The sequence below is a fragment of the Streptomyces sp. UC4497 genome (assembly GCF_054871485.1).
The window spans coordinates 528756-550893 of the sequence record NZ_JBTYHB010000001.1 but is presented as its reverse complement, the minus strand read 5'-3'; the positions used below and the strand labels follow the sequence as shown (position 1 = coordinate 550893).

Here is a 22138-nt window from a genome sequence, read left to right as displayed (position 1 = left end):
CTCCTCGGTCACCGGTGACGCCCCTGTTGCCACTGCCGCACCCAACTCCGGCCGTAGTCGTTGCCGTGCGGCGTGCGCAGCACGGTGTGGACGTGGAACGGCTTGGGGGAGTCGTAGTCGAGGAACACCCCGCAGTGGTGGTCGAGTTCGGCGATGACCACCGGGGACTGGACGCGGTAGTAGAAGACGTCGTCGGGGCCGTGGCCGCCGATCCAGGAGAACCAAGTGTCGTCAATGTGCGCGCGCACCTCCCGTAGCCGCGCGGCGCGGGGCCCGGGCGGCAGGAGATTGAGGAACTCCTCCACAGTCGCCATTGCCAACTCGCGTGCGGCGGACGGCATTTCACGCACACGGACTCCCTCGAAAGGGATCACGCGGTTGTCCTGGAAGGCGCCGGCCAGATGCCGCTCGTCGCCGGGGTGCACCCGGCCCTCCGGCATCCCCGGATCGACCATCCGCTCGTACACGGTGGCTGCGGCGCGCAGTTCGGGGGTGAGTGCCGCCATGACCTGTAGGCCCAGCGAGATACGTTCGGTGAACGCGGTCGTCCCGGCGTGCGGCCCGGCGTCGATCTCGTTGGGCTCCGCACCGAGGAAGACCGGGCCGACGGTCGAACGGCCCTCCACCAAAAGGCAGTTGACGGCGCAGTGGTGGCCGAACAGCTGCCAGCCCCACGGGGCGTGCTCGTCGGGAGTGCCGTACAGGGCGATGTTGTAGCTGAACTCGCCCAGGATGTTCTCGAGGTCGACGACCTCACCGAGGAAGCCGTTGATCCGCATCATCGTGCGGACCTCGTCGTACCCCTCCGCGCTGAGGGACTCCCGTACGAGGGCGAGCGCCGCGCGGCGCACCTCGGGCGGCTGGAACTCGAGCCGCAGACCCGTGTCGAACTGCATGAACTCCGGGTTGGCCCATGTCTGCCACTCCACCGCGTCCACCGCGTGGCAGATCCGGTCCCGGCTCTCCGCATCCAGTGTGTCGAGCAACTCCCTTGCCGCGGAGACCATGTCGCCGACAGGTGCCTCTTCGCCCGGCTTCGCCGGTTCGAGGGGGTGGAGGCCCTCGCGCAGCGAGCCGTCCTCCGTGATGCCCCGGAAGTCGTTCTTGTAGAGCGGCGTCCAGCCGCGGATCAGCTCACCCGTGAAGGTGCCCTCGGCCCGCGCGACCTCCCGATAGGCGTACGGGCCGAGGCCCTTGAGCTCCTGGATGCGCGGGTGGTCCGGCGGAAAGAGGTACTCGCGGTACGCGGCGGATGACATGAGGCGTTCCTCCCGGACGGGCCCTAGCTGGTCGTGTTGTGGCGGGCCACGGCCGCGCGTACGGCGGACTCGTCGCCCGCGGCGATGGCCTCGACGAGGTCCTCGTGTGCCGCGCACCGCTCGGCCCGGTACCGCTGCGAGGCCTCCGCGTCGTCGTCGAGCCGGGAGGAGGCGGAGGCGTTGAGGTGGCCGAGCGTGCCGGTGTAGACGGCGGCGGCCATCCGGTTGGGGCAGATCGCGGCGATCCGTTCGTGCAGCGCCCAGTTGGCCCGCATGAACGCGTCCCAGTCCGGCGCCGCGCGCATCCCGTCCAGGAGCGTACGCAGCTCGGCGACGTCCGCTTCGGTGCGGCAGCGGGCGGCGCCGATGTCGACCAACACCTCAAGGTGGTCGCGGAGTTCGATGGCGTCGGCGACCGTCTCCGGCTCGTCCCGTACGTCGAGCAGGGTGTGGCGCAGGCGCACCACCGGGCCCCGGTCCGCGACGAAGAGGCCGCCGCCCCGGCCGGGACGGATCTGAATCACCCCGCGATCCCGCAGGATCCGCACCGCCTCGCTGACCGTCGAATAGGCGTAACCCGTCTCCTCCCGCAGGGAGTCGAGGGTGCCCACCGGTTCGCCGGCGCCGAGGCCGAGTGCGCGGATCCGGACGTCGAGGTCGGCGGCGAGCTGCTCGGCGCGCGTACGGCGGGGCGCGGCGCCCAGGCCGCCGATGACCGCTTGTCGGGCCGCTGGTTCGTCAGGCATAGTCGCCATCGAAGCACAAACCTCCGAACCTTTAAAGGGATTGGAGGTTTCCTCCGATGTAGGAGCAGCGCATGCGCATAGTGGGTATCCGGCAGCCGGGCTCGGACAGGGGCACGGACGTGGCCCAACTCTCCGACAGCGGGCGGGAGGTGACCGTGCTGGCCCCACTGGAGGAGTTCTGGTCCGACCCCTCCGGGAGCCTCGCCGCAGGTGCCGACGGACCGACGCTCGCGGCCTCGACCGTGACCTTCGTACCTCCGGTGCGCCCCGACGCCCGCGTCATCTGCATCGGGCTCAACTACCTGAAGCACGTGGCGGAGGGCACCTTCCGCGACCAGGAACTGCCCGAGCACCCCACGCTGTTCGCCCGCTGGACGCAGTCACTGACCGTCGACGGCGCCGAGGTCCCCGTCCCGTCCGGCGAGGACGGCCTGGACTGGGAGGGCGAGGTCGTCGCGTGGGTCGGGGCGCCGCTCGTGGACGCCACCCCCGAGGAGGCGCTGGCCGCGGTCGTCGGCTACTCCACGTTCAACGACCTCACCTCGCGCCGCGCCCAGAAGCTCACCTCGCAGTGGATCCTCGGCAAGAACGGCGACAACTCGGGCCCCCTCGGCCCGATGGTCCCGGCCGCCGAAGTCGGCGACCTGCGCGAAGGGTTGCGCGTGGTCACTCGGGTGAACGGGGAAATCGTCCAGGACGGCCGCACCGACGAGATGGTGTACGGCGTCGGTGACACGCTCGCCCACATCTCCCGGACGTTCACCCTCCGACCCGGTGACCTGCTGGCCACCGGCACGCCTTCCGGTGTCGGCTACGCCCGCACGCCCCCGTGGCTGCTCCACCCCGGCGACGTGGTGGAGGTGGAGGTGGAACGCCTCGGGCGGCTGCGCAACACGGTGGTGGCCAACGACCAGCGTCAGGCGGGCTTCTGAAGGGCCTTGAACTGGTCGAACCAGACGTTGCGGCCGAGTGTGCCGCCCTCGCCCGGCCGCACGGTCCGGTTGGCGTACAGGGGGTTGAGGATCCACGGCGTCTTCTTGTCGTCCCAGCCCGAGGCCATTGACTCGATCTGCAGGCCCCCGTAGGTCGCCACCGCCAGTTTCCCGGTGTCGCGGAACGCCTTCATCTGCTCGGTGAGGTAGTTCCTGCTGTTGTCGAACCACTGGGTCATGGAGACGAAGTCGTCCCACTTCGCCTGCGGGAACGGCTGCTGGATGGCGTCCCCGATCACCTGCCAGACCTTTCGGGCAGGGTCCACGTCGTAGCGCTTGGCGAACGCCGGGGACACCGGGTCGTGCATGTGCTCCTTCCAGAACTGCACCAGGGAGAACTCCGTGGCGAGGAACTTCTGGTCCGAACGCAGGGTCGGCACCACGTAGTTGAAGAACTTGGCGGCGTTCTGCAGCGACGTGACGTGCGGGTGGATGTCGACGCCGGCGAGCTCGGGCGTCTTGTTGACGAACCGCAGCCACCGCTCGGTCGCGGGCGTGCGGCCCGCCGGGTCGTCGAGGTTGTTGAGCGCGCCCATGTAGAGGCTGGTCCCGGAGCCCGCGCCGCCGTGCTGCCCCCGGTACTCGATGACGTGGCGGGCCAGCGTCTCGTAGAACACGTTGAGCGTCTTGTTGCGCTCTTCCGGCAGTGTCTCCAGGAACGGCTCGTTGCCGATCGTGAGGATGTCGACCTTGCCGAGCACGGCGGCCAGTACCCGGTCCACGAGAGCCAGCAGCTCCTTCAGCTCGGTGCTGCCCGGCGCGGGGAGCGGGCCCTTCGTGGGTCCCAGTGCGTAGGGGAACTTGAGCGAGAGGATCGTCCTGCGGCCGTCACCGTGCGCGGTCAGGAGCGCCCTGATGGCGCGCTGTTGCGTGACGTCACCTTCGAGATCGCCCGGCGTGATCGGGACGAAGCCGCGCACCCAGGTGGCCGAGAGCGCCTGCAGTTGGGCGGCGCCGAGGCCCGCGGGGTCCTCGTTGAAGTTCACACCGAGGGCGCCGTCGGGTGCGGCTCCCGGTGCCTTGCCCTCGGCCGCGGCCGCCTTGCCCTCGACCGACGGCGACTGCGACGGCGAGGTCTTCGAGCCCGACGATTTGGTGTCGGACGACGGCGAGCACGCGGCAGTGAGGAGGGCGGAGGCGGAGACGCCCAAGAGCAAGCGGCGGGAGGTGGTGTGCCGAGTCACTGCTGTCCATTCCGTGGGGGATTGCTGTCCGGTACACCCACACCGTAGGCACAGCGATGCGCGGAACTGTTCCTCTGTGACAGCCCCGCGACATCATCCGGACAACGTCAAAACCCCGGTCACACAGGTTTCAACAGATGTGACCGGGGTGGTGACAGCACGACGTGTCTCAGGCGCGGGCCTCGACCGCTGGGGCCTCCACCGCCGGGGCCGAACCCGGCAGCGGCCGCCCCGCGGACTCCGCCGCGAAGTAGGCGGCGACGGCGCCGATCGCGCCCGCCGCCATCAGGTAGTAGCCGGGCACGTTGACGTCGCCGGTGGCCTCCACCAGAAGGGCGTTGACGACGGCGGTCGTGCCACCGAACAGCGAGACCGAGAGGTTGAACGCGATCGACAGACCGCCGTAGCGGATGTCCGTCGGGAACAGCGCCGGGAGCGTGGAGGGGATGGTGCTGTTGAAGCAGAGCAGCATCAGCGACATCAGCACCAGGCCGGAGAAGACCGACATCAGGGTGTTCTGCTGGATCAGCAGCACGGAAGGTATGCCGAGCACGATCAGCATGCCGCAGCCGAAGTACAGCACCGGCTTGCGACCGATGCGGTCCGAGAGCCGGCCGACGAAGGTGATGAGCAGCATGCCGACGGCGAGGACCGAGATCTCCAGGAGCTGCGCCCAGGTCGGGCTCACCGACGGGGCGAACTTGTCGATGTACTCCAGCATGTACGTCGTGAGCATGTAGTTGGTGACGTTGAAGACGAGCACCAGGCCCATGCAGATCAGCATGGGCCGCCAGTGGTCGGTGAAGACCCGGCGGATCTCCTTGAGGGTCTGATTGCCCTCACGGCCCTGCTGCTCGGCCACGGCGGCCTTGAACGCGGGGGTGTCCTCCAGCTTCAGGCGGAGGTAGAGCCCGATGATGCCGATCGGCCCGGAGATCAGGAATGGAATGCGCCAGCCCCAGGACAGCAGGTCCTCGTGCGACATGACGCCCGGCAGCTGGATGACCAGGCCGGCGACGCCGCCGAGGAGATAGCCGGTCAGCGTGCCGAACTCCAGCCAGCTGCCGAGGAACCCGCGCTTCTTGTCGGGGGCGTACTCGGCGATGAACGTCATCGCGCCGCCGTACTCGCCGCCGGTCGAGAAGCCCTGCACGAGGCGGGCGAGCAGCATCAGCAGCGGGGCGGCGGGGCCCCATGTCTCGTAGCCGGGGATGAACGCGATCACGAACGTGCCGACGGCCATCATGATGACCGTGATCGACAGCACCTTGGTGCGGCCGATGCGGTCGCCGAGCGGGCCGAAGAACATGCCGCCGATCGGGCGCACCAGGAAGGCGACCGCGAAGAGGCCGAGGGTTCCGATCGTGCCGACGGCCGGGCTCGCGCCCGTGAAGAACACCGCGGTGAGTACCGGGGTCAGATTGGCGAAGACGCCGAAGTCGAACCACTCGGTGATGTTTCCGATGGCTGCGGCGCCGACGGCCCGCCTGGTCACCTTGGGGTCGGTCACCAATGTCTCGTCGGCCGGGCCCGCCTTGGTGTCGGGAAGCTCGGAAACGGTGTGCGCGGCTGGCACGTACTACTCCTCAGAATTGCGCGGTACTGCGGGTGGGATTCCCGCACAGGTGGTTCAGGTCGATCCAATGAATGCGTCGCTCCGGGCGGCGCCCGGCGTGGCCGGTCCCGAGGGCTGCGCCGGTCGCCGGAAAGACGAGCAGCGCCATCACCGAGGCCACCAGGGCCGTCGCCGTCGCCGCCGAACACACGAGCGTGAGCAGCCCCGTGGCGACGACCGGCAGGCCGAGGCTCAGGTAGGAGGCGGCGGGTGAGCGCACGCCGCGGGCGAGACCGTGACCGAATCCGGCGAACACGGAGGCGGCCACGGTCGGCCAGACCGACATCCCGGCCGACCACTGCCCGGCCGTCAACGACACCACGGAAAGGCTCGCCAACAGGCTGGTCAGACCCGCGAATTGGACGGGGCGGCTGCCGCACTCCGCGGCGAGCGGCCGCGCGAGCGCGGAGCACACGAGAACGCACAACGGGATACAGCAGACGACGGCCGGAGCGCTCTGCTCCGAAGCGATCAGGACTGCGGGAACGACTGCGAGAAACAGGCCTGCCGTGGCCCGGGCGATGAAGCGGAACAACACCACCGCAGGGTGTCACCGGTAACTCATCGACACAATTACACGATCTTGCATGGGACCGTGCAAGATGGTCGAATGATCGATCCCAAGCTCAAGGTGCTGCAGCTGGTCGAGGCGCACGGCGGCGTGACCGCGGCCGCGGAGGCCGCGGGGCTCAAGCCGTCGACGGTCTCGTACCAGCTGAGGCAGCTGGCCGAGCAGGTCGGCGTGGCGCTCCTGGAGCCCGCTGGCCGGGGTATCAAGCTGACCGCCGCCGCCCGTACGCTGCTCCAGCACGCGGCCGTCCTCGAGGCGCAGTGGGAGCGGGCGCGCAGCGACCTCGCGGCGATGGCCGACGTGCAGACCGGCTCGTTCACGCTCTGCGGCTTCTCGACGGCCGCCACGCGGCTGCTGCCGTCCACCGCCGCGACCCTGCGCGAGCGGCATCCGCAGCTCCGCGTGCGGTTGGTGGAGGCGGAGCCGGCGCGCTGCTTCGAGCTGCTGCTCACCGGCGAGGCGGACCTCGGCCTGGTCGTCGTGACGGCCGACTCGCCGCCGCTGACCGACGAGCGCTTCGAGCAGCAGCCGCTCCTCGACGACCCGCTGGACCTGGTCGTCCCGGCCGACCATCCGCTGGCCGCGCGCGAGCGTGTCGTCCTCGCGGACGCGGCCCGCGAGACCTGGATCGTGGGCACACCCGGCACCACGTACCACGACCTGCTGGTCACCGCGTGCATGGCCGCCGGGTTCATGCCCGACATGGGCCACCAGTCCGACGAGTGGGACACCGGCACGGCGATGGTGGCGCACGGTCTGGGCGTGATCCTCGTGCCGCGCCTCGCCCGCATCAACACCGAATGGCCCGTGGCCCGCGTCCCCCTCTCCGGCGAACCCGCCCCCGCCCGCCGCATCCTCGCCGCCACCCGCAAGGGCGGCGCCCGACACCCGGTGGTGGCACAGGCCCTCGACCTGATCAAGGCGTCCGCGGCGCAGCTCGTCCCGGCGGGCGCGCACGACAATGCCGCCTTGTGAACCCGGGACGCGTCCGGCAACCCGCCGCGACGACCAGGTCGGTCGCCCTGCCGGTGATGTAGCCGACTCGTACGTACGACAGGAACCCGGTATCCGCCATGCCGCCGCCTCCCAGCAGCGATACTGGATGTATGGACAGGGAGACCACCGCCCCCCGCGCCGAGGTGCTGCGGGACCGCTACCGCAGCCGACTGCCCGGGCGCTTGCAGGAGCTGGCCGGCCCCATCGAGGGGAACGTGGATCTGCCGCTCCACATCGTCTGGTCCGGGCGGACGAGCTACAGCCTGGACCGTCCGAAGTCCCGCATGACGCTCTATCGAACCGTCCTCGCCGAAGGGCTGAATGAGGACCTGGTGACCCTCCTGCACCACCGGCTGCTCACCGATCAGTGGCCCGTGCTGCGGCGCTTGATCAGTTCCTGCATCCGCGAGGTCTGGGAGGACGCCTTCCCCGAGCTGCTCCGCACCGCTCCGGCCGACACGACCGCTTCGTGAAGCTCACTCCGCTCCACGAGCGACTCCTCGCCGACATCCTCGACCTCGGCTCCCTCTACCCCCTGGTCCTCACCGGCGGATACGCAGTGCAGGCCCACGGCCTGGTCGAACGCTTCAGCCGTGACCTCGACGTCGCCACCGAGAACCCCGCTCCGATGCAGGAGATCGTCGCCTCGCTCACAGCGGGCCTCGGCGCGCGCGGCTGGCGGACGACGCACGTCCAGACCGACCCGCTCAGCGGTCGGTTTCTCGTCACCGATCGGGATACCGGCGAGGAGTGCGAGGTCGACGTCCTGAAGGAGGCGTTCTGGGCTCCGCCTGCCCAGACCCCCTACGGACCCGTTCTTTCGCTCGATGACGTGATCGGCACGAAGGTCCGTGCCCTCGCCGACCGCGGCACCGTCCGCGACCTCATCGATGTCCAGGCTGCCTCTCGCCACCGCTCCACAGCCGACCTCGAGTCCCTGGGCCGCCGTCGCGCCCGCGACGAGTTCAGCCTAGAAGACCTGCGGGACCGGCTCACCGGCGCGGACTGGTACGAGGACGAGGACTACACCGCGTACGGCCTCACCTCCGCGCAGACCGAAGAACTCAAGGCGTGGGCGCTGGAGTGGGCGGAGGATCTGGCCGCGCGGATCCATGATGAGAACGCCTGAGAGGCAGTCGTCGCGCCCTTCAACGGCTCGCCGACCGGTGGGCTCGGCTCGGCTGTTGCCGACTGGTCGCTGTGAGTCCTGAACAACCTGGTGAGGCCTTACCGGATCCGCGACGCGTTGTAAGCTGTCCGGACAGCCCTTGACCTGCAAAAACGCGGGCAGGGAGCCGAAGTTGAGGAGTGCCTTGATGCTGCGCACCATGCTCAAGTCCAAGATCCATCGCGCCACTGTCACCCACGCCGACCTGCACTACGTCGGCTCCGTGACCATCGACGCCGAACTGCTCGACGCCGCCGATCTGCTGCCCGGCGAGCTCGTGCACATCGTCGACATCGACAACGGCGCCCGCCTGGAGACGTACGTCATCGAGGGCGAGCGCGGGTCCGGTGTCATCGGGATCAACGGGGCGGCCGCCCACCTCGTGCATCCCGGCGACCTCGTGATCATCATTGGTTACTGTCAGGTCGAGGACGCCGAGGCGCGTGCCCTGCGGCCGAACATCGTGCACGTCGACCGGGACAACCGGATCGTGGCGCTCGGCGCCGACGCCTCCGCGCCACTGCCCGGCGGCGAGGTGACACGCGGCCCGCACGCGGTACCCGCGGGCTGAGACACCGCTCCGCCCACGACGCAGGAGAGCCCATGAGCGACATCGAGATCCGCGACGACCGCGAGCACGGGCTGCTGCAGGCCCGCTCCGGCGGCGAAGTCGTCGGCCGCATCCAGTACTTCGTCCTTGACGAACCCGAGCGGGCCCTCGTCCCGGTGCACACCGTCGTGGAGCCGGCGCACGAGGGCAAGGGGATCGCGGGCTCGCTCACCCGCGAGCTGTACGCCATCGCCGCCGCCGAGCCGATGGCCGTGGCGCCGCTGTGCCCGTTCGTCGTCCGGTGGGCCGAGCGGCACCCCGGCGAGGCCCCCGAGGCCTCCGCCGACCTGCTGCTCGCCGCGAAGGCCGCCCTCGAGGTTGACCCCGACAAGTGGTGAGACGGCCCTGCGCGCGGTGATCATCCGCGCGTAGGGTGCCGGCCATGAACCTGACGCTCGTGCACACCTCGCCCGTCCACGTGCCGGTCTTTGACGCCCTGCGCGACGCCGACCACCCGGGCCTGGAACTGCGTCACGTCGTACGCGAGGAACTGCTCGTGCGGGCCGGCGCCGAGGGGCCCGAGGCCGTCACCGACGAGGTCCGGGAGCTGCTGGCGGCGGCCGTCGCCGACGGGGCGGACGCCGTGCTGTGCACGTGCTCCACGCTCGGCGCCGTCGCGGAGGATCTCGCCGCCGACGTCGGCGTGCCCGTGCTGCGTGTGGACCGGCCGATGGCCGCGCGGGCCGTCGCAGAGGGGGAGCGGATCGCCGTGGTCGCCACGGTGCGCAGCACCTTCGGGCCGACCCTGGACCTGGTCGAGGAGGAGGCCCGGCGGGCCGGGCGCGCGGTGGACGTGCGGACCGTGTTCGTCGAGGGCGCCTGGGACCTGTTCCTCGCCGGGGACCGGGACGGGTATCTCGCGCTCGTCGCCACCGCCATCGACGGCATCGCCGGGGCCGACGTGATCGTCCTCGCCCAGGCCTCCCTGACCGACGCCGCCGAGCGCTCCCACACCACCCTGCCCGTGCTCTCCAGCCCGCGCCCCGGACTCGGCGCCGCCGCCACGGAATGCGCGAGCGCCAAGAGCGCTTAGGTTGAAGGGAGTTACCCGGAACCCGGGAGCCCGCCGGGACGACCGGCCGGCTCCCCGAACCAGGAGGCAGTCCGCATGACCGACCCCGACACCGACGTCGTCATCAGCCCCACCGGCTGGGTCGCCGAGCAGGCCCGCACCTACGAGGAGTCCGGCGGCACCAAGGGCACCACCATGCAGGGTGTGCCGTGCCTGCTCCTCGACTACGAGGGCCGCAAGAGCGGCCAGTGGCGTCGCACCGTCCTGATCTACGGCAGGGACGGCGACGACTACCTGATCGTGGCCTCGTACGGCGGCTCGGACCGGCACCCGGAGTGGTACCTGAACCTTCAGGCCAACCCCGATGTACGGCTGCGCGTCGAGACCGAGCGGTTCACGGCGCGCGCCGAGACCCTGTCGCCGCAGGACAAGGCGCGCGTGTGGGACTCGCTGGTGGAACTGTTCCCGCAGTACGCGGACTACCAGAAGAAGACGAGCCGCGACATTCCCGTCGTACGGCTGCGCCGCACCGACGGCTGAGGGCCGGCCCCGGTCCTCACTCGCCGCCACCCCGCCCGCGTCAGGGAATCGCCGCCTCGATCCGGGCGAGGTGGGCGGCGAGGATCTCGTCGAACGCCGCACCGCGGTCGGCCCCGAGGGGGCGGATCTCGCGGGCGAAGTGGGCCAGGGCGGGGAAGCGCTCGGGGTCGGCACCCAGCACCGCGACCCGGAACTGCTCCATGCCCTGCTCGTACTCGCCGGGGGTGAGGCTGCCGATGCCCGCCTCGGAGGCGATCAGCGAGGCGACGAGGATCACGATCCGGTGGTAGCGGGCCGGAATCTCCTCATCGGGCAGGCCCGAGGTCCGCAAGGCCTGTAGTACCTCTTCCATGACCAGTCGGGAGCCGGCACCCCCGGACGCGTAGCGCCCCCAGACCGCGGCGAGTTGAGGGTGCTCCCCGAAGGACTCCCGCAGGCGCAGGGCCGTCGCCGTGATGCGCTGCTTCCAGTCACCCTCCGGGCGGTAGCCCTCCATCGCGGCCGCGAGGATGCGGTCGGCGACCGCGCGCAGCAGCTCCGTCTTGTTGCGGAAGTGCCGGTACAGGCTGGAGGAGTCCGTCCCGAGAGCGCCGGCGAGCTTGCGCACACTGAACGACTCGGCGTCGCTCGTGCGCAGCAGCTCCGCCGCCGTGTCCAGGATCTCCTCGGTCGACCAGCGCCTTCGGGCTGCCATTTTTCCCCTCTCGTCCTGGCCGAGCCTAGCTCATGCACATGGCCATGCACCCGGCACTGCACTGAGCGTAGTTCTCAGCAATGCACTTGGTTGTGCACGCACCGCGTGCATACTGAGGACGCATGCCCGACCGGGCCTCCCGGTCGGGCCTCCCGATCGGGAGCAGCGAACAGACGAAGGGGAGACGGGACATGAGTGGGACCACTGCTGTGGAGCGGCCGCCGGAGCCGGACTTCTCGGCGATCACCAACGAGGAACTGGTCGCCTACCGCGAGGCGGAGAACCGCTTCAGGGCGTCCCGCACGGCTCGGGCGGTCCTCGGCGAGTCGGACCCCGGGGCGGTCGTCGACTGGCGGAGCGTGCCGCTGCCGGGCCGCGACCTGCCCGTCCGGGTGTACCGGCCGGCGGCGACGCGGGACGCGGAGGCCGACGTCCGAGTCGATCTGCCGCTCGTGATCCATGTGCACGGAGGAGGCTTCGTGGGCACGGCGGTGCAGTGCGACTGGGTCAACAGCCACCTCGCCGCCCGGCTCCCCGCGGTCGTCGTCTCGGTCGAGCACCGCCTCGTCGCCCAGGACAGCCCCCTCCCGCATGCCGCCGAAGACGGCTGGGACGTGGTGCGGCACCACGAGCAGTGGGGCGTCGACCCGGCGCGCACGGCCGTCTTCGGCGAGAGTTTCGGCGGGCTGATCAGTGCCCTGAGCGCGATCCGGGCCCGCGAGGCCGGTCTGGGGCTCAGGGCGCAGGTGCTCGTCAATCCCGCGGTCGACGTGACCGACACGATGGAGGACCACCCCTCGACGGCCGAGTACGCGTACAGCCCGACCCGCGCCCTGCCGCAACTGCGGTTCCTGAGGCGGCTGTCCGTCCCGCCGGGGATCGACGCCCGCGCGTACTCGCCCCTGTACGCGGACGACCTGGGCGGACTCGCGCCGGCGCTCGTGGTGGTGCCGACCCAGGACGCGGTGGCCGACCACGGCCGTCGCTACGCCGAACGACTGCGGGAGGCCGGGACACCCGTGAGGCTCACCGAATACCCGGGGGCGAAGCATGCGTTCCTCTCCCTGCCGGGCATGGAACCGCAGGCCGAGGCCGCCCGCACGGAGATCCGCGAGTTCCTCGGTGCGGCCCTGGCGGACTGAACGAGGTGCTGCGCGACGGGCCTGTCGCGCAGCACCCGCCTCAACGTGATCACGGACCTATGGAGGAGGAGACAGTTGGAGGAGGAGACGGTGCGACGCGTCGGCATCATCGGGGTGGGCGAGATCGGCCGGGCCGTCGTCGAGGGCCTGCGCCACGAGGGCGGTGCTTCGCCGGAGGTGTTCCTCTCCCCGCGGGGAGCCCGCACGGCCGCGGCGCTGTCCAGGCAGTACGCGGGTGTCACGGTGTGCGCCGACAACCAGGAGGTGGTGGACCGCTCAGAGTTGGTGCTCCTCGCGGTGCGCCGCCGGGACTGGCACGACGCCGTGGCCGGACTACGGATCGACGGCGACAGGGTCGTGGTCAACGTGATGGCGGGCGTCGGCAACGACGAACTGCGCCGAAGGCTCGGCACCGACGTCCCGTTGGTCCGCGCCATTCCCCTGCCGACCATCCGCGAACGCCGCTCCGTGACGGTCGTGCACCCCTCGCACCCGGAAGTGGATGCCTTCTTCGCGCGGATGGGCGGCGCGCTGCCCGTCGCGGACGAGGCCGCCTTCAACGTCCTGTCCGCGCTCACCGGCACGTTGACCACCCACTACGCGTATCTCGCGACGCTCGCCACATGGGCAGTCGGCCACGGCATCGCTCCCGACGACGCCGATCGCTACGTCCGCGGCCTCTTCCAGGGCGTCGGCCGCTCGCTGGGCGACGGGACCCGCTCCCTCGACCGGCTCGCGGCCGACCACGAGACGCCGAAGGGGAACAATGAACGGATCCGCACCACCTGGTTCGATCCGGCGAACGTCGAGGCCCTCACGAAGGCGCTCGACGAGCTGCTCGCCGACCTCGGTCGGCCACTCGACGGGTCGTAGGCGTGGACTCGGCGGGCGTGGGCACGCGAGCCGGGAGAGAGTGGAAAGGTCCCCTCCGAACCGTTGGAGGAACCAACGATGACGCAACCGTTCCCCGATCCCGTCCCGCCGACCCCCACGCCAGGACCCGGGCCGGGTCCGGACCGGCCGGATCCCGGCCCGATGCCGGACCCGTTCCCGACGCCGGTGCCCGAACCGGGGCCGCAGCCCTCGCCGCCGGACCCGGTGCCGCCGCGGCCGAACCCGGACCCCGACCCGCATCCGCCGGAGCCCGAGCCGTCACCCGCCTAGCCGAAACGGCTACGCGTCGACCTCGGAGCGGTCACCGCCCCACAGTGTGTGGAACGAGCCCTCCCGGTCGACCCTGCGGTACGTGTGCGCGCCGAAGTAGTCCCGCTGGCCCTGTGTGAGCGCGGCCGGCAGGCGCTCGGCGCGCAGCGCGTCGTAGTAGGCGAGCGCGGCGGCGAAGCCCGGCGTGGGCACACCCTGCGTGGTCGCCGCGACCAGGACGGAACGCCAGTCGTCCTGAGCCGCGGCGATCTCGTCGGCGAATCCCTTGTCGGACAGCAGCGAGACCAGGTTCGGCTCCGCCTCGTACGCCGCCGTGATCCGGTCCAGGAATGCGGCGCGGATGATGCAGCCGCCGCGCCAGATCCGGGCCACCGCGCCGGAGTCGATGTTCCAGTCGTACTCCTCGCTGCCCGCGGAGATCTCGTGGAAGCCCTGCGTGTACGACACGATCTTCGAGGCGTACAGGGCCTGTTCGACGCGGTCCGCGAAGGCGGCGGCCTCCGACTCGCTCAGCGTCGCCGCCGTCGGCCCCGCCAACTCGCGGGAAGCGGTGCGCAGTTCCGCGTGCCCGGACAGGGAGCGCGCGAACACCGCCTCGGCGATGCCGGACACCGGCACGCCCAGGTCGAGCGCGATCTGCACCGTCCAGCGTCCGGTGCCCTTCTGCTCGGCCTGGTCCTGGACGACGTCCACGAAGGGCTTGCCGGTCGCCTCGTCCACGTGCGAGAGGACCTCGGCCGTGATCTCGATCAGGTAGGAGTCGAGGCGGCCCGTGTTCCAGGTGCGGAAGATGTCGGCGATCTGCGCGGGGGAGTACCCGGCCACGTCGCGCAGCAACTGGTAGGCCTCGCCGATGAGTTGCATGTCGGCGTACTCGATGCCGTTGTGCACCATCTTGACGAAGTGGCCCGCCCCGTCGGGGCCGACGTGCGTCACACAGGGCGCGCCGTCCTTCGCCTTGGCGGAGATCTTCTCCAGCATCGGACCGAGCGAGGCGTACGACTCGACGCTGCCGCCGGGCATGATGCTCGGCCCGTGCAGCGCGCCCTCCTCGCCGCCGGAGACGCCGGTGCCGACGAAGTGGATGCCCTGCTCGCGCAGCTCCTTCTCGCGGCGCCGGGTGTCCGCGAAGTGCGCGTTGCCACCATCGATGATCATGTCGCCCGACTCCATGAGCGGCGCGAACTCCTTGATCACCGCGTCGGTCGGCTCGCCCGCCTTCACCATGATGACCAGGCGACGCGGCCGCTCGAGCGCGGCCACGAACTCCTCGGCCGTCTCGGTCGGGACGAAGATGCCCTCCTCGCCGAACTCCTCGACCAGCGCGTGCGTGCGGGACGCCGTCCGGTTGTGAAGGGCGACCGTGTAGCCGTTGCGGGCGAAGTTCCGGGCGAGATTGCGCCCCATCACAGCGAGCCCTGTGACACCGATCTGGGCTGTGTCGCTCATGCCTGCCGCTCCTGTCGCTTCTGTTGCTTGTGCATACGGAAGATGAAAGATCTTGTTCAATTCTGGTGGTGGTCGGGTTAGGTTGGCGATCCGACCCCACCGTGGATTCTCTACACCGTGGACTCTCTACGAATTTGGAGCCGTGCGTGCCTCATTTCGACCTGTCACTCGATGCGTTGCGTACGTACCAGCCGGAGTTGACTGCCCCCGACGACTTCGACGCCTTCTGGGAGAAGACCCTCGTCGAGGCCAGGGACCACGACCTGGACGCACGCTTCGAACCCGTCGATGTCCCGTACACGGCAGTCGACGTATTCGACGTTACGTACGCGGGCTTCGGCGGGCATCCCGTGAAGGGCTGGCTGGTCCTTCCGGCAGGCACGAACGAGCCGCTTCCGGCCGTTGTCGAGTACATCGGCTACGGGGGCGGCCGCGGCCTCCCGCACACCCACCTGCGCTGGGCGGCCGCCGGGTTCGCGCACTTCGTGATGGACACCCGCGGGCAGGGCAGCGGTGGCAGCGTCGGCGACACCGCGGACCCGGTCGGCTCCACGCCGGCCCAGCCGGGCTTCATGACGCGCGGAATCCAGGACCCGCACGAGTACTACTACCGCCGCGTCTACACGGACGCCGTGCGCGCTGTCGACGCCGCCCGCTCGCACCCGCTCGTGGACGCCTCGCGGGTCGCCGTCACCGGCGGCAGCCAGGGCGGCGGCATCACCATCGCCGTGGCGGGCCTCGTGCCCGACCTGCGGGCGGCCGCGCCCGACGTGCCGTTCCTGTGCGACTTCCGGCGCGCGGCCACGCTCACCGAGCGTCACCCGTACCGCGAGATCGCCCTCTACCTCAAGGCCCACATCGGCGAGGACGAGCGCGCCTTCCGCACGCTCTCCTACTTCGACGGCATCAACTTCGCGGCGCGCGCCACGGCGCCGACCCTGTTCTCCGCAGCCCTGGAGGACCTGACCTGCCCGCCGTCCACGGTCTTCGGCGCGTACAACCACTGGGCGGGCGCCGAGAAGTCGATCGAGGTGTACGCGTTCAACGACCACGAGGGCGGCGGCCCCTTCCAGCAGGCCGCGCAACTTCGTTGGATTCCTGGGCACTTGAGGGACTGAATCCCGCCAAGGTGGCTCGCGGCACTCTTGTCCACTTACGTAGGAGCGGCTAATTTGCCGCTCCTACGTGTGGCTGAGGGGGCTTTCATGGCGTTACGTGGCCGGCACCGCCGGTATCAGCCGAGCCGGGTCAACCGGGCGTCGCTCACAGTGACCGTGGGCGGCGTGGGCATGGCCATCCCGATCGTCGGCGCGGGCTCGGCGCAGGCCGCGGACGCGCACACGTGGAACAAGGTCGCCGCGTGCGAGTCCTCCGGGAACTGGAGCATCAACACCGGCAACGGATTCTTCGGCGGACTCCAGTTCACCCGCTCCACCTGGGCCGCGTACGGCGGCACCGCCTACGCGCCGCGCGCCGACCTCGCCACCAGGGACCAGCAGATCGCCGTGGCGGAGAAGGTGCTCAAGGGGCAGGGGCCCGGCGCCTGGCCGGTGTGCTCGCAGCGCGCGAACCTCACCCGCACGACCGCGACGCCGGACGTGCGGCCGCAGGCCACGCCGCAGTCACGGGCGGGACGCGCCCAGATGTACCGCGTCGTCAGCGGGGACAGCCTCTCCGGAATCGCCGCCGAGCGGTCCGTGAAGGGCGGTTGGCGGGCGCTGTACGCGGCGAATCGCGCCACGATCGGCTCCGACCCGGACCTGATCACTCCGGGGCAGCGCCTCGGCATCCCGGGGAAGGGCAAGACGCAGGCGCAGCCCGCGAAGAAGGCGCCGAAGCCCGTCGCCAAGAGGTCCGAGAAACCCGTCGCCAAGAAGTCCGACACGGCGAAGGCCACCACGCACAACGCCGTCGCCCCCGTCGCCGCCTCCCTCGGCACCCCCTACCGCGCCGCCGGTTCCTCCTGGTCGAAGGGCTACCACACGGGCGTCGACTTCGCGGTGCCCACGGGCACGGCCGTGAAGGCCATCACCGCCGGGCACGTCGTCTCGGCCGGCTGGGGCGGCTCGTACGGCTACGAAGTGGTGATCCGGCACGCCGACGGCAAGTACAGCCAGTACGGACACCTGTCGGCGCTGACGGTCAAGAGCGGCCAACGCGTGGTGGCCGGCCAGCGCATCGCCCGCTCCGGCTCCACGGGCAACAGCACGGGCCCGCATCTGCACTTCGAGGTGCGGACGGGGCCCGGCTTCGGCAGTGACGTGGACCCGCTGGCGTATCTGCGGGCCCGCGGCGTCAGGATCTGAGCGCCCGAGAAGCCTCAGGGACAGAGTGTCCGAGCGGTCCCGGCGCCGGTGTCACGATCGGATGTCCTCGGCCGTCCAGCCCCCGCACGGCGGCTCCTGACGGGGCCCAGGCGCGCGCGGCGGCAGTGGCACGGAGTCGAGCCCGGCCGGGCTGTCCGGCACCACCGGCGGGATCACCGGTGACACTCCGTGCGGGACGGTCGCGACGACCGAGGAGCCCGCCCGGCGGCCGCGCCCGATGCGCTCCGTCGTCAGCAGGATCAGGCCGCCCGCCGCCACGACACCGCAGGTGAGCGCGAGCACCGTGCCGATCGTGCCGTACCGGAACGATTCGCCGAACATGGTGATGCCGATGGTCGCCGCCACCACGGGGTTCACGACCGTCGCGGTCGCCAGCGGCGCGGCGAGCCCTGCGCCCCGGTAGGAGGCCTGCGACAGCAGCATCCCGGTCGCGGCCAGGCCCGCGATCGCGAGGAGCGTGGCGAGCTGCTCCAGCGGCTGCCCGGTCCAGTCCTCGGTCACGGACTTCGTGAACACCGACGCCATGCCGAACGCGCCACCGGCCGCCACCGCGAGCAGCACCGCGCGCACCACGGGGTGCCGGTGCGCCACACGGGCCGACGACATCAGGGTCAGTACGCCGCCCACGGTGATCAGACCGACGAACAGGCGCTGCGTCCCGTCCAGCGACTGCTCGGTCGTGGACCCGGTCAGCGAGAGCAGCCCCGCGAGGCCGACCGTCGCCATGATCGCGCCGCGCCAGGCCGTCGCTCCGGCCCTGCGCCCCACCAGGAGCGCCGACATCGGCAGCGCGAGCACGATCGTGAGGGCGCCCAGCGGCTGTACGACGCTGAGGGGGCCGAAGGCGAGCGCCGCGACGTGCAGCACCGCGCCCAGGCCGTTCAGGCATCCGGCGCCCCACCAGGCGGGCCGGCGCAGGGGGGCGTACGCCGCCTTGGGCGACGTCACGGCCACGCGCTCCTGCACGATCGCCCCGCCCGCGTACGCGACGGCGGAGACGAGCGAGAGCAGCACGGAAAGCACCAGGTCGCTCATGAGGCGCCCCTGGAGGTGCGGCGTGGCGCACGGTCGCTTCTCATACTCTCTACGATCGCGCTTTTCCCCTCTCCCTGTCGTCCGACCTGAGCACGCATTGGGTCCTACTCCCGTTGGAGTAGGCCGCATCCTGATTCATCCCCAGGGCGGGTGCCCCAGGGACCACCGGGAGACTCGGGTCCCGTTGCCGTCCGCGCCCTTCCGCACGGGCCCTCCATGGGTGACCATGAGGTGCGCTTTCGAAACAGCGATCCAGAGCGGGTAGCGATCCGGAGCGAGTGTCGCCGACCGACGACTACGGGGGCCGCGCGTGCGTGTGGGACTGCTGACAAGGGAGTATCCGCCGGATGTCTACGGCGGCGCCGGAGTGCACGTGGAGTTCCTGGCGCGCGAGCTGCGCCCCCTCGTGGACCTCGAGGTGCACACGTGGGGCGAGGGAGCGGCCGACGGGGTGCGCCGGCACCGGGCCTGGCCCGCGCTCGACGGGGCGAACGACGCGCTGCGCACGCTCTCCGTGGACCTGGCCATCGCCGCGGCCCTCGAAGGCCGCGACCTCGCGCACTCCCACACCTGGTACACGAACCTCGCGGGGCACCTGGCGGCGCTGCACCTCGGGATACCGCACGTGATGACCGCGCACTCCCTGGAGCCGCTGCGCCCCTGGAAGGCCGAGCAGCTGGGCGGCGGCTACGCGCTGTCGGCGTGGGCGGAGCGGACCGCGATCGAGGCCGCGGACGGCGTGATCGCCGTGTCGCACGCGATGCGCAAGGACATCCTCGCCTGCTATCCGGCCCTGGAGCCGAAGAAGGTCCGCGTCGTGCACAACGGCATCGACGTCTCGCTCTACCACGCGGACGCCGGGACGGACGTGCTGCGCCGCTACGACATCGACCCGCAGCGCCCCTACATCCTCTTCGTCGGCCGCATAACCCGGCAGAAGGGCGTCCCCCATCTGCTGCGCGCGGCAAAGGGGCTGACGAAGGACGTCCAGGTCGTGCTGTGCGCGGGCGCGCCGGACACCCCGGAGATCGGGCGCGAGTTCCGGGAGCTGGTCGACGAGTTGAAGGCCACGCGCGACGGGGTGCGCTGGATCCCCGCCATGCTGCCGCGCACCGAGGTCATCCAACTGCTCACGCACGCCTCGGTGTTCGTGTGCCCCTCCGTGTACGAGCCGCTCGGCATCGTCAACCTGGAGGCGATGGCCTGCGGCACCCCGGTGGTCGCCTCGCAGGTCGGCGGCATCCCCGAGGTCGTCGCGCACGGCGAGACGGGGCTGCTCGTCCCGTACGCGGCCGCGGAGCCCGAGGCGTTCGAGGCGGGGCTCGCGGACGCCCTGAACCGGGTTGTCGCCGATCCCGGAGCGGCGCGGGCGATGGGCGAGGCGGGCCGGGAGCGGGCGGCGGCCGAGTTCGGCTGGGACGCGATCGCCCGGCGCACGGTCGACGTGTACCAGGAGATTCTCAACGGTACGTGAATCACAGGGGGGTTGGGATGCGCGGCGGACCTTCGGTGCTCGGGATCGTACTGGCAGGCGGGGAGGGAAAGCGGCTGATGCCGCTCACCGCGGACAGGGCGAAGCCCGCGGTGACGTTCGGCGGTACGTACCGCCTGGTCGACTTCGCCCTGTCCAATCTGGTCAACGGCGACATCCTGCGCATCTGCGTCCTGACGCAGTACAAGTCGCATTCGCTGGACCGGCACGTCACGACCACCTGGCGGATGTCGAGCCTGCTCGGCAACTACGTCACGCCGGTCCCGGCCCAGCAGCGGCTCGGACCGCGCTGGTACTCGGGCAGCGCCGACGCGATCCTGCAGTCCCTCAACCTGGTCCACGACGAACAGCCCGACTACATCGCGGTGTTCGGCGCGGACCACGTGTACCGGATGGATCCGCGGCAGATGCTCGCCCAGCACATCGAGTCGGGCGCGGGCGTCACTGTGGCGGGCATCCGGGTGCCGCGCGGGGAAGCGTCGTCCTTCGGGATCATCACCCCGGCCCGCGACGGCACGCGCATCGACGCGTTCCTGGAGAAGCCCACCGACCCGCCGCCGCTGCCCGGCACCCCGAACCAGGTGTTCGCGTCGATGGGCAACTACCTGTTCACCACCAAGGTCCTGGTCGACGCGCTGACGACCGACGCGGAGGACTCCAACTCGGCGCACGACATGGGCGGTTCGATCGTGCCGATGCTCACCGAGCGCGGCGTCGCCCAGCTCTACGATTTCGACGGCAACCACGTGCCGGGGGAGACGGACCGCGACCACGGCTACTGGCGTGACGTCGGCACCCTCGACGCCTACTACGAGGCCCATATGGACCTCATCTCGGACACTCCGGTCTTCAACCTGGACAACCGCCGCTGGCCGATCTACACCCATCCCGGCCAGCTTCCGCCGGCCAAGTTCTGCGCGGGCGGCATCGCGGCCGAGTCCATCGTCAGCCCCGGCTGCGTCATCCGCGGCCAGGTCACCCGCTCCGTCCTGTCACCGGGCGTCGTCGTCGAGGACGGCGCGGTCGTCCAGGGCTCGGTCCTGCACGACAACGTACGGGTCGGCAGGGGAGCGGTGGTGCGCGGCGCCGTCCTCGACAAGAACGTGGAGGTCCCGGTCGGCGCGACCATCGGCGTCAACCCGGGCCGGGACGCGGAGCTCTACACCGTGTCGAAGTCGGGAGTGATCGCCCTCGGGAAGGGGCAGTCGGTGCACTGAGGAGAAAAGGCAGGGTGCGCCGACGGCCGGTGCTGTACTTGGCTCATGAAAGCGCTGCTGGTGCTGTCCGTGCTGCTCTTGGTGTTCGCCCTGCCGACGTGCGGCCTGTGGCTGATGGGACGACGAGCGAAGGTCCCGGCGTGCTGAGGCCCCGGTGAGGGTTTTCTAGGAAGGGGCGGGGACCGGTGGTTCGCCCGTGAAGCCGTTGGCCCAGTAGCGGCCGCGGAGTGAGAGGTCGAGCAGCATACGGGTGGCCTCCTCCGGGGGCATCGGGCGGGGGTCGGCCTCCAACCACCAGCCGAGTACGGCGAGTTGTTCGCCGACCCAGGCGTGTGCCAGGACGTCGACGCTGATCCGGGGTGTGACCCCCTCGTGCTCGGCGCGGGCTCGGAAGACCCCGGCCGTCGCCTCCGCCTGCGCCCGAGTGAACTGGCGGAGGGCCCGGCCGTCGCCCTCGCCGCGCAGGATCATCCGGTAGGCGTCCCGCTCCTCCTCGGCGTGCCGGAAGATCTCCAGCGCCGGTTTGCCGGTGAAGCCCACCTCTGAGCCCTGGACGAGCGGGCGCAGCCGGTCCTGCAGCTCGTCGAGCAGGTCGGTCACCACGCGGTCGAGCAGGTCGTCCTTGTCCGTGTAGTGCTTGTAGAACGTGGCCCGGCCCAGGTCGGCCCGCTCCGTGATGTCCTCCACGGTCACGGTCGCGTAGCCCCGCTCCAGGGACAGCGACACCAGGGCGTCGCGCAACAGGCGTCGGGTGCGGCGTACTCGGCGATCGCCCGCTTCCGGCGGCATGTCCGGCTCCTCTCGCGTCCCAGATCGGTCGGTCCCGGATCGGTGCCGGAAGCGTACACCGGATCATTGACACCTCGAAGGTTTGTAGACACGCTGTCCACTATTGGCCGCCATGATGATTTGAGCCGTCGAGCGT

24 protein-coding genes are annotated in these 22138 nt (G+C 70.7%); 15 read left to right on the top strand and 9 right to left on the bottom strand.

The features are described 5' to 3' along the window. Positions 1 to 8: 8 nt before the first annotated feature. Positions 9 to 1259, bottom strand: a complete 1251-nt coding sequence (locus ACYSUO_RS02475; protein WP_461774300.1) for a DUF3500 domain-containing protein — start codon at positions 1257 to 1259, stop codon at positions 9 to 11. A 23-nt stretch (positions 1260 to 1282) separates the two neighbouring features. Then, the gene (locus tag ACYSUO_RS02470) at positions 1283 to 2005 is read right to left on the bottom strand and encodes a FadR/GntR family transcriptional regulator (RefSeq protein WP_461774299.1); all 723 of its coding nucleotides are present in this window, start codon (positions 2003 to 2005) and stop codon (positions 1283 to 1285) included. A gap of 71 nt (positions 2006 to 2076) precedes the next feature. Here ACYSUO_RS02470 and ACYSUO_RS02465 point away from each other — a divergent pair, with 71 nt between their 5' ends. After that, complete coding sequence (locus tag ACYSUO_RS02465) at positions 2077 to 2937, top strand: fumarylacetoacetate hydrolase family protein (protein ID WP_461774298.1); 861 nt, start codon at positions 2077 to 2079, stop codon at positions 2935 to 2937. Here ACYSUO_RS02465 and ACYSUO_RS02460 read toward each other — a convergent pair. From ACYSUO_RS02460 to ACYSUO_RS02450, 3 genes are all read right to left on the bottom strand, one after another. Continuing rightward, on the bottom strand, positions 2922 to 4181 hold the full coding sequence (locus ACYSUO_RS02460; protein ID WP_461774297.1) for a hypothetical protein: 1260 nt from the start codon (positions 4179 to 4181) through the stop codon (positions 2922 to 2924). The genes ACYSUO_RS02465 and ACYSUO_RS02460 overlap by 16 nt on opposite strands. A gap of 169 nt (positions 4182 to 4350) precedes the next feature. Beyond that, a complete protein-coding gene (locus ACYSUO_RS02455; protein ID WP_461774296.1) occupies positions 4351 to 5757 on the bottom strand; it encodes an MFS transporter in 1407 nt (468 codons plus the stop codon). Between the two features lie 10 nt (positions 5758 to 5767). Continuing rightward, positions 5768 to 6334, bottom strand: coding sequence for a hypothetical protein (locus ACYSUO_RS02450; protein ID WP_461774295.1), 567 nt, complete (start codon positions 6332 to 6334; stop codon positions 5768 to 5770). A gap of 72 nt (positions 6335 to 6406) precedes the next feature. On the opposite strand from ACYSUO_RS02450, the gene ACYSUO_RS02445 reads away from it, so the two are divergent. The 7 genes from ACYSUO_RS02445 to ACYSUO_RS02415 all read left to right on the top strand — a co-directional run bounded on the left by ACYSUO_RS02445 (position 6407) and on the right by ACYSUO_RS02415 (position 10693). Further along, a complete protein-coding gene (locus ACYSUO_RS02445) occupies positions 6407 to 7342 on the top strand; it encodes a LysR family transcriptional regulator (protein ID WP_461774294.1) in 936 nt (311 codons plus the stop codon). Positions 7343 to 7473: 131 nt separating this feature from the next. Continuing rightward, positions 7474 to 7836, top strand: a complete 363-nt coding sequence (locus ACYSUO_RS02440; protein ID WP_461774293.1) for a hypothetical protein — start codon at positions 7474 to 7476, stop codon at positions 7834 to 7836. Further along, positions 7833 to 8492, top strand: a complete 660-nt coding sequence (locus ACYSUO_RS02435) for a nucleotidyl transferase AbiEii/AbiGii toxin family protein (RefSeq protein ID WP_461774292.1) — start codon at positions 7833 to 7835, stop codon at positions 8490 to 8492. Before ACYSUO_RS02440 ends, ACYSUO_RS02435 begins: the two co-directional genes overlap by 4 nt. Before the next feature lie 187 nt (positions 8493 to 8679). Continuing rightward, on the top strand, positions 8680 to 9102 hold the full coding sequence (panD, locus tag ACYSUO_RS02430) for an aspartate 1-decarboxylase (RefSeq protein WP_461774291.1): 423 nt from the start codon (positions 8680 to 8682) through the stop codon (positions 9100 to 9102). 32 nt (positions 9103 to 9134) lie between these two features. Further along, positions 9135 to 9479: a GNAT family N-acetyltransferase gene (locus ACYSUO_RS02425; RefSeq protein ID WP_461774290.1), complete on the top strand. Its 345-nt coding sequence runs from the start codon at positions 9135 to 9137 to the stop codon at positions 9477 to 9479. 44 nt (positions 9480 to 9523) lie between these two features. Further along, a complete protein-coding gene (locus ACYSUO_RS02420) occupies positions 9524 to 10174 on the top strand; it encodes an aspartate/glutamate racemase family protein (protein WP_461774289.1) in 651 nt (216 codons plus the stop codon). A gap of 75 nt (positions 10175 to 10249) precedes the next feature. Beyond that, positions 10250 to 10693, top strand: coding sequence for a nitroreductase family deazaflavin-dependent oxidoreductase (locus ACYSUO_RS02415; protein WP_461774288.1), 444 nt, complete (start codon positions 10250 to 10252; stop codon positions 10691 to 10693). Between the two features lie 40 nt (positions 10694 to 10733). On the opposite strand, the gene ACYSUO_RS02410 is transcribed toward ACYSUO_RS02415, so the two are convergent. Further along, positions 10734 to 11387, bottom strand: coding sequence for a TetR/AcrR family transcriptional regulator (locus ACYSUO_RS02410; RefSeq protein ID WP_266717285.1), 654 nt, complete (start codon positions 11385 to 11387; stop codon positions 10734 to 10736). Between the two features lie 191 nt (positions 11388 to 11578). On the opposite strand from ACYSUO_RS02410, the gene ACYSUO_RS02405 reads away from it, so the two are divergent. The 3 genes from ACYSUO_RS02405 to ACYSUO_RS02395 all read left to right on the top strand — a co-directional run bounded on the left by ACYSUO_RS02405 (position 11579) and on the right by ACYSUO_RS02395 (position 13693). Continuing rightward, positions 11579 to 12529 (top strand): alpha/beta hydrolase, encoded by a 951-nt coding sequence (locus ACYSUO_RS02405; RefSeq protein ID WP_461774287.1) that lies wholly within the window; start codon positions 11579 to 11581, stop codon positions 12527 to 12529. A gap of 75 nt (positions 12530 to 12604) precedes the next feature. Continuing rightward, positions 12605 to 13402, top strand: a complete 798-nt coding sequence (locus ACYSUO_RS02400; protein ID WP_461774286.1) for an NAD(P)-binding domain-containing protein — start codon at positions 12605 to 12607, stop codon at positions 13400 to 13402. 78 nt (positions 13403 to 13480) lie between these two features. Continuing rightward, entirely contained in the window at positions 13481 to 13693 is a 213-nt protein-coding gene (locus ACYSUO_RS02395; RefSeq protein WP_461774285.1) for a hypothetical protein, read from the top strand. 9 nt (positions 13694 to 13702) lie between these two features. On the opposite strand, the gene gndA is transcribed toward ACYSUO_RS02395, so the two are convergent. Continuing rightward, positions 13703 to 15142, bottom strand: coding sequence for an NADP-dependent phosphogluconate dehydrogenase (gndA, locus tag ACYSUO_RS02390; RefSeq protein WP_461774284.1), 1440 nt, complete (start codon positions 15140 to 15142; stop codon positions 13703 to 13705). 146 nt (positions 15143 to 15288) lie between these two features. Between gndA and ACYSUO_RS02385 the strand changes: the two genes are divergently transcribed. Continuing rightward, positions 15289 to 16260 carry an acetylxylan esterase gene (locus tag ACYSUO_RS02385; RefSeq protein ID WP_461774283.1) on the top strand — a complete coding sequence of 324 codons (972 nt, stop codon included), beginning with the start codon at positions 15289 to 15291 and terminating at the stop codon, positions 16258 to 16260. 87 nt (positions 16261 to 16347) lie between these two features. Further along, the gene (locus ACYSUO_RS02380; RefSeq protein ID WP_461774282.1) at positions 16348 to 17448 is read left to right on the top strand and encodes a transglycosylase family protein; all 1101 of its coding nucleotides are present in this window, start codon (positions 16348 to 16350) and stop codon (positions 17446 to 17448) included. A 51-nt stretch (positions 17449 to 17499) separates the two neighbouring features. Here ACYSUO_RS02380 and ACYSUO_RS02375 read toward each other — a convergent pair whose 3' ends face one another. Beyond that, entirely contained in the window at positions 17500 to 18504 is a 1005-nt protein-coding gene (locus ACYSUO_RS02375; protein ID WP_461774281.1) for a DMT family transporter, read from the bottom strand. A 316-nt stretch (positions 18505 to 18820) separates the two neighbouring features. On the opposite strand from ACYSUO_RS02375, the gene glgA reads away from it, so the two are divergent. Both glgA and glgC read left to right on the top strand, forming a co-directional pair. Continuing rightward, positions 18821 to 19978 (top strand): glycogen synthase, encoded by a 1158-nt coding sequence (gene glgA, locus ACYSUO_RS02370; RefSeq protein WP_461774376.1) that lies wholly within the window; start codon positions 18821 to 18823, stop codon positions 19976 to 19978. A gap of 17 nt (positions 19979 to 19995) precedes the next feature. Then, positions 19996 to 21213: a glucose-1-phosphate adenylyltransferase gene (glgC, locus tag ACYSUO_RS02365; protein ID WP_461774280.1), complete on the top strand. Its 1218-nt coding sequence runs from the start codon at positions 19996 to 19998 to the stop codon at positions 21211 to 21213. 165 nt (positions 21214 to 21378) lie between these two features. Here glgC and ACYSUO_RS02360 read toward each other — a convergent pair whose 3' ends face one another. Then, complete coding sequence (locus tag ACYSUO_RS02360; RefSeq protein ID WP_461774279.1) at positions 21379 to 22002, bottom strand: TetR/AcrR family transcriptional regulator; 624 nt, start codon at positions 22000 to 22002, stop codon at positions 21379 to 21381. Between the last annotated feature and the right edge of the window lie 136 nt (positions 22003 to 22138).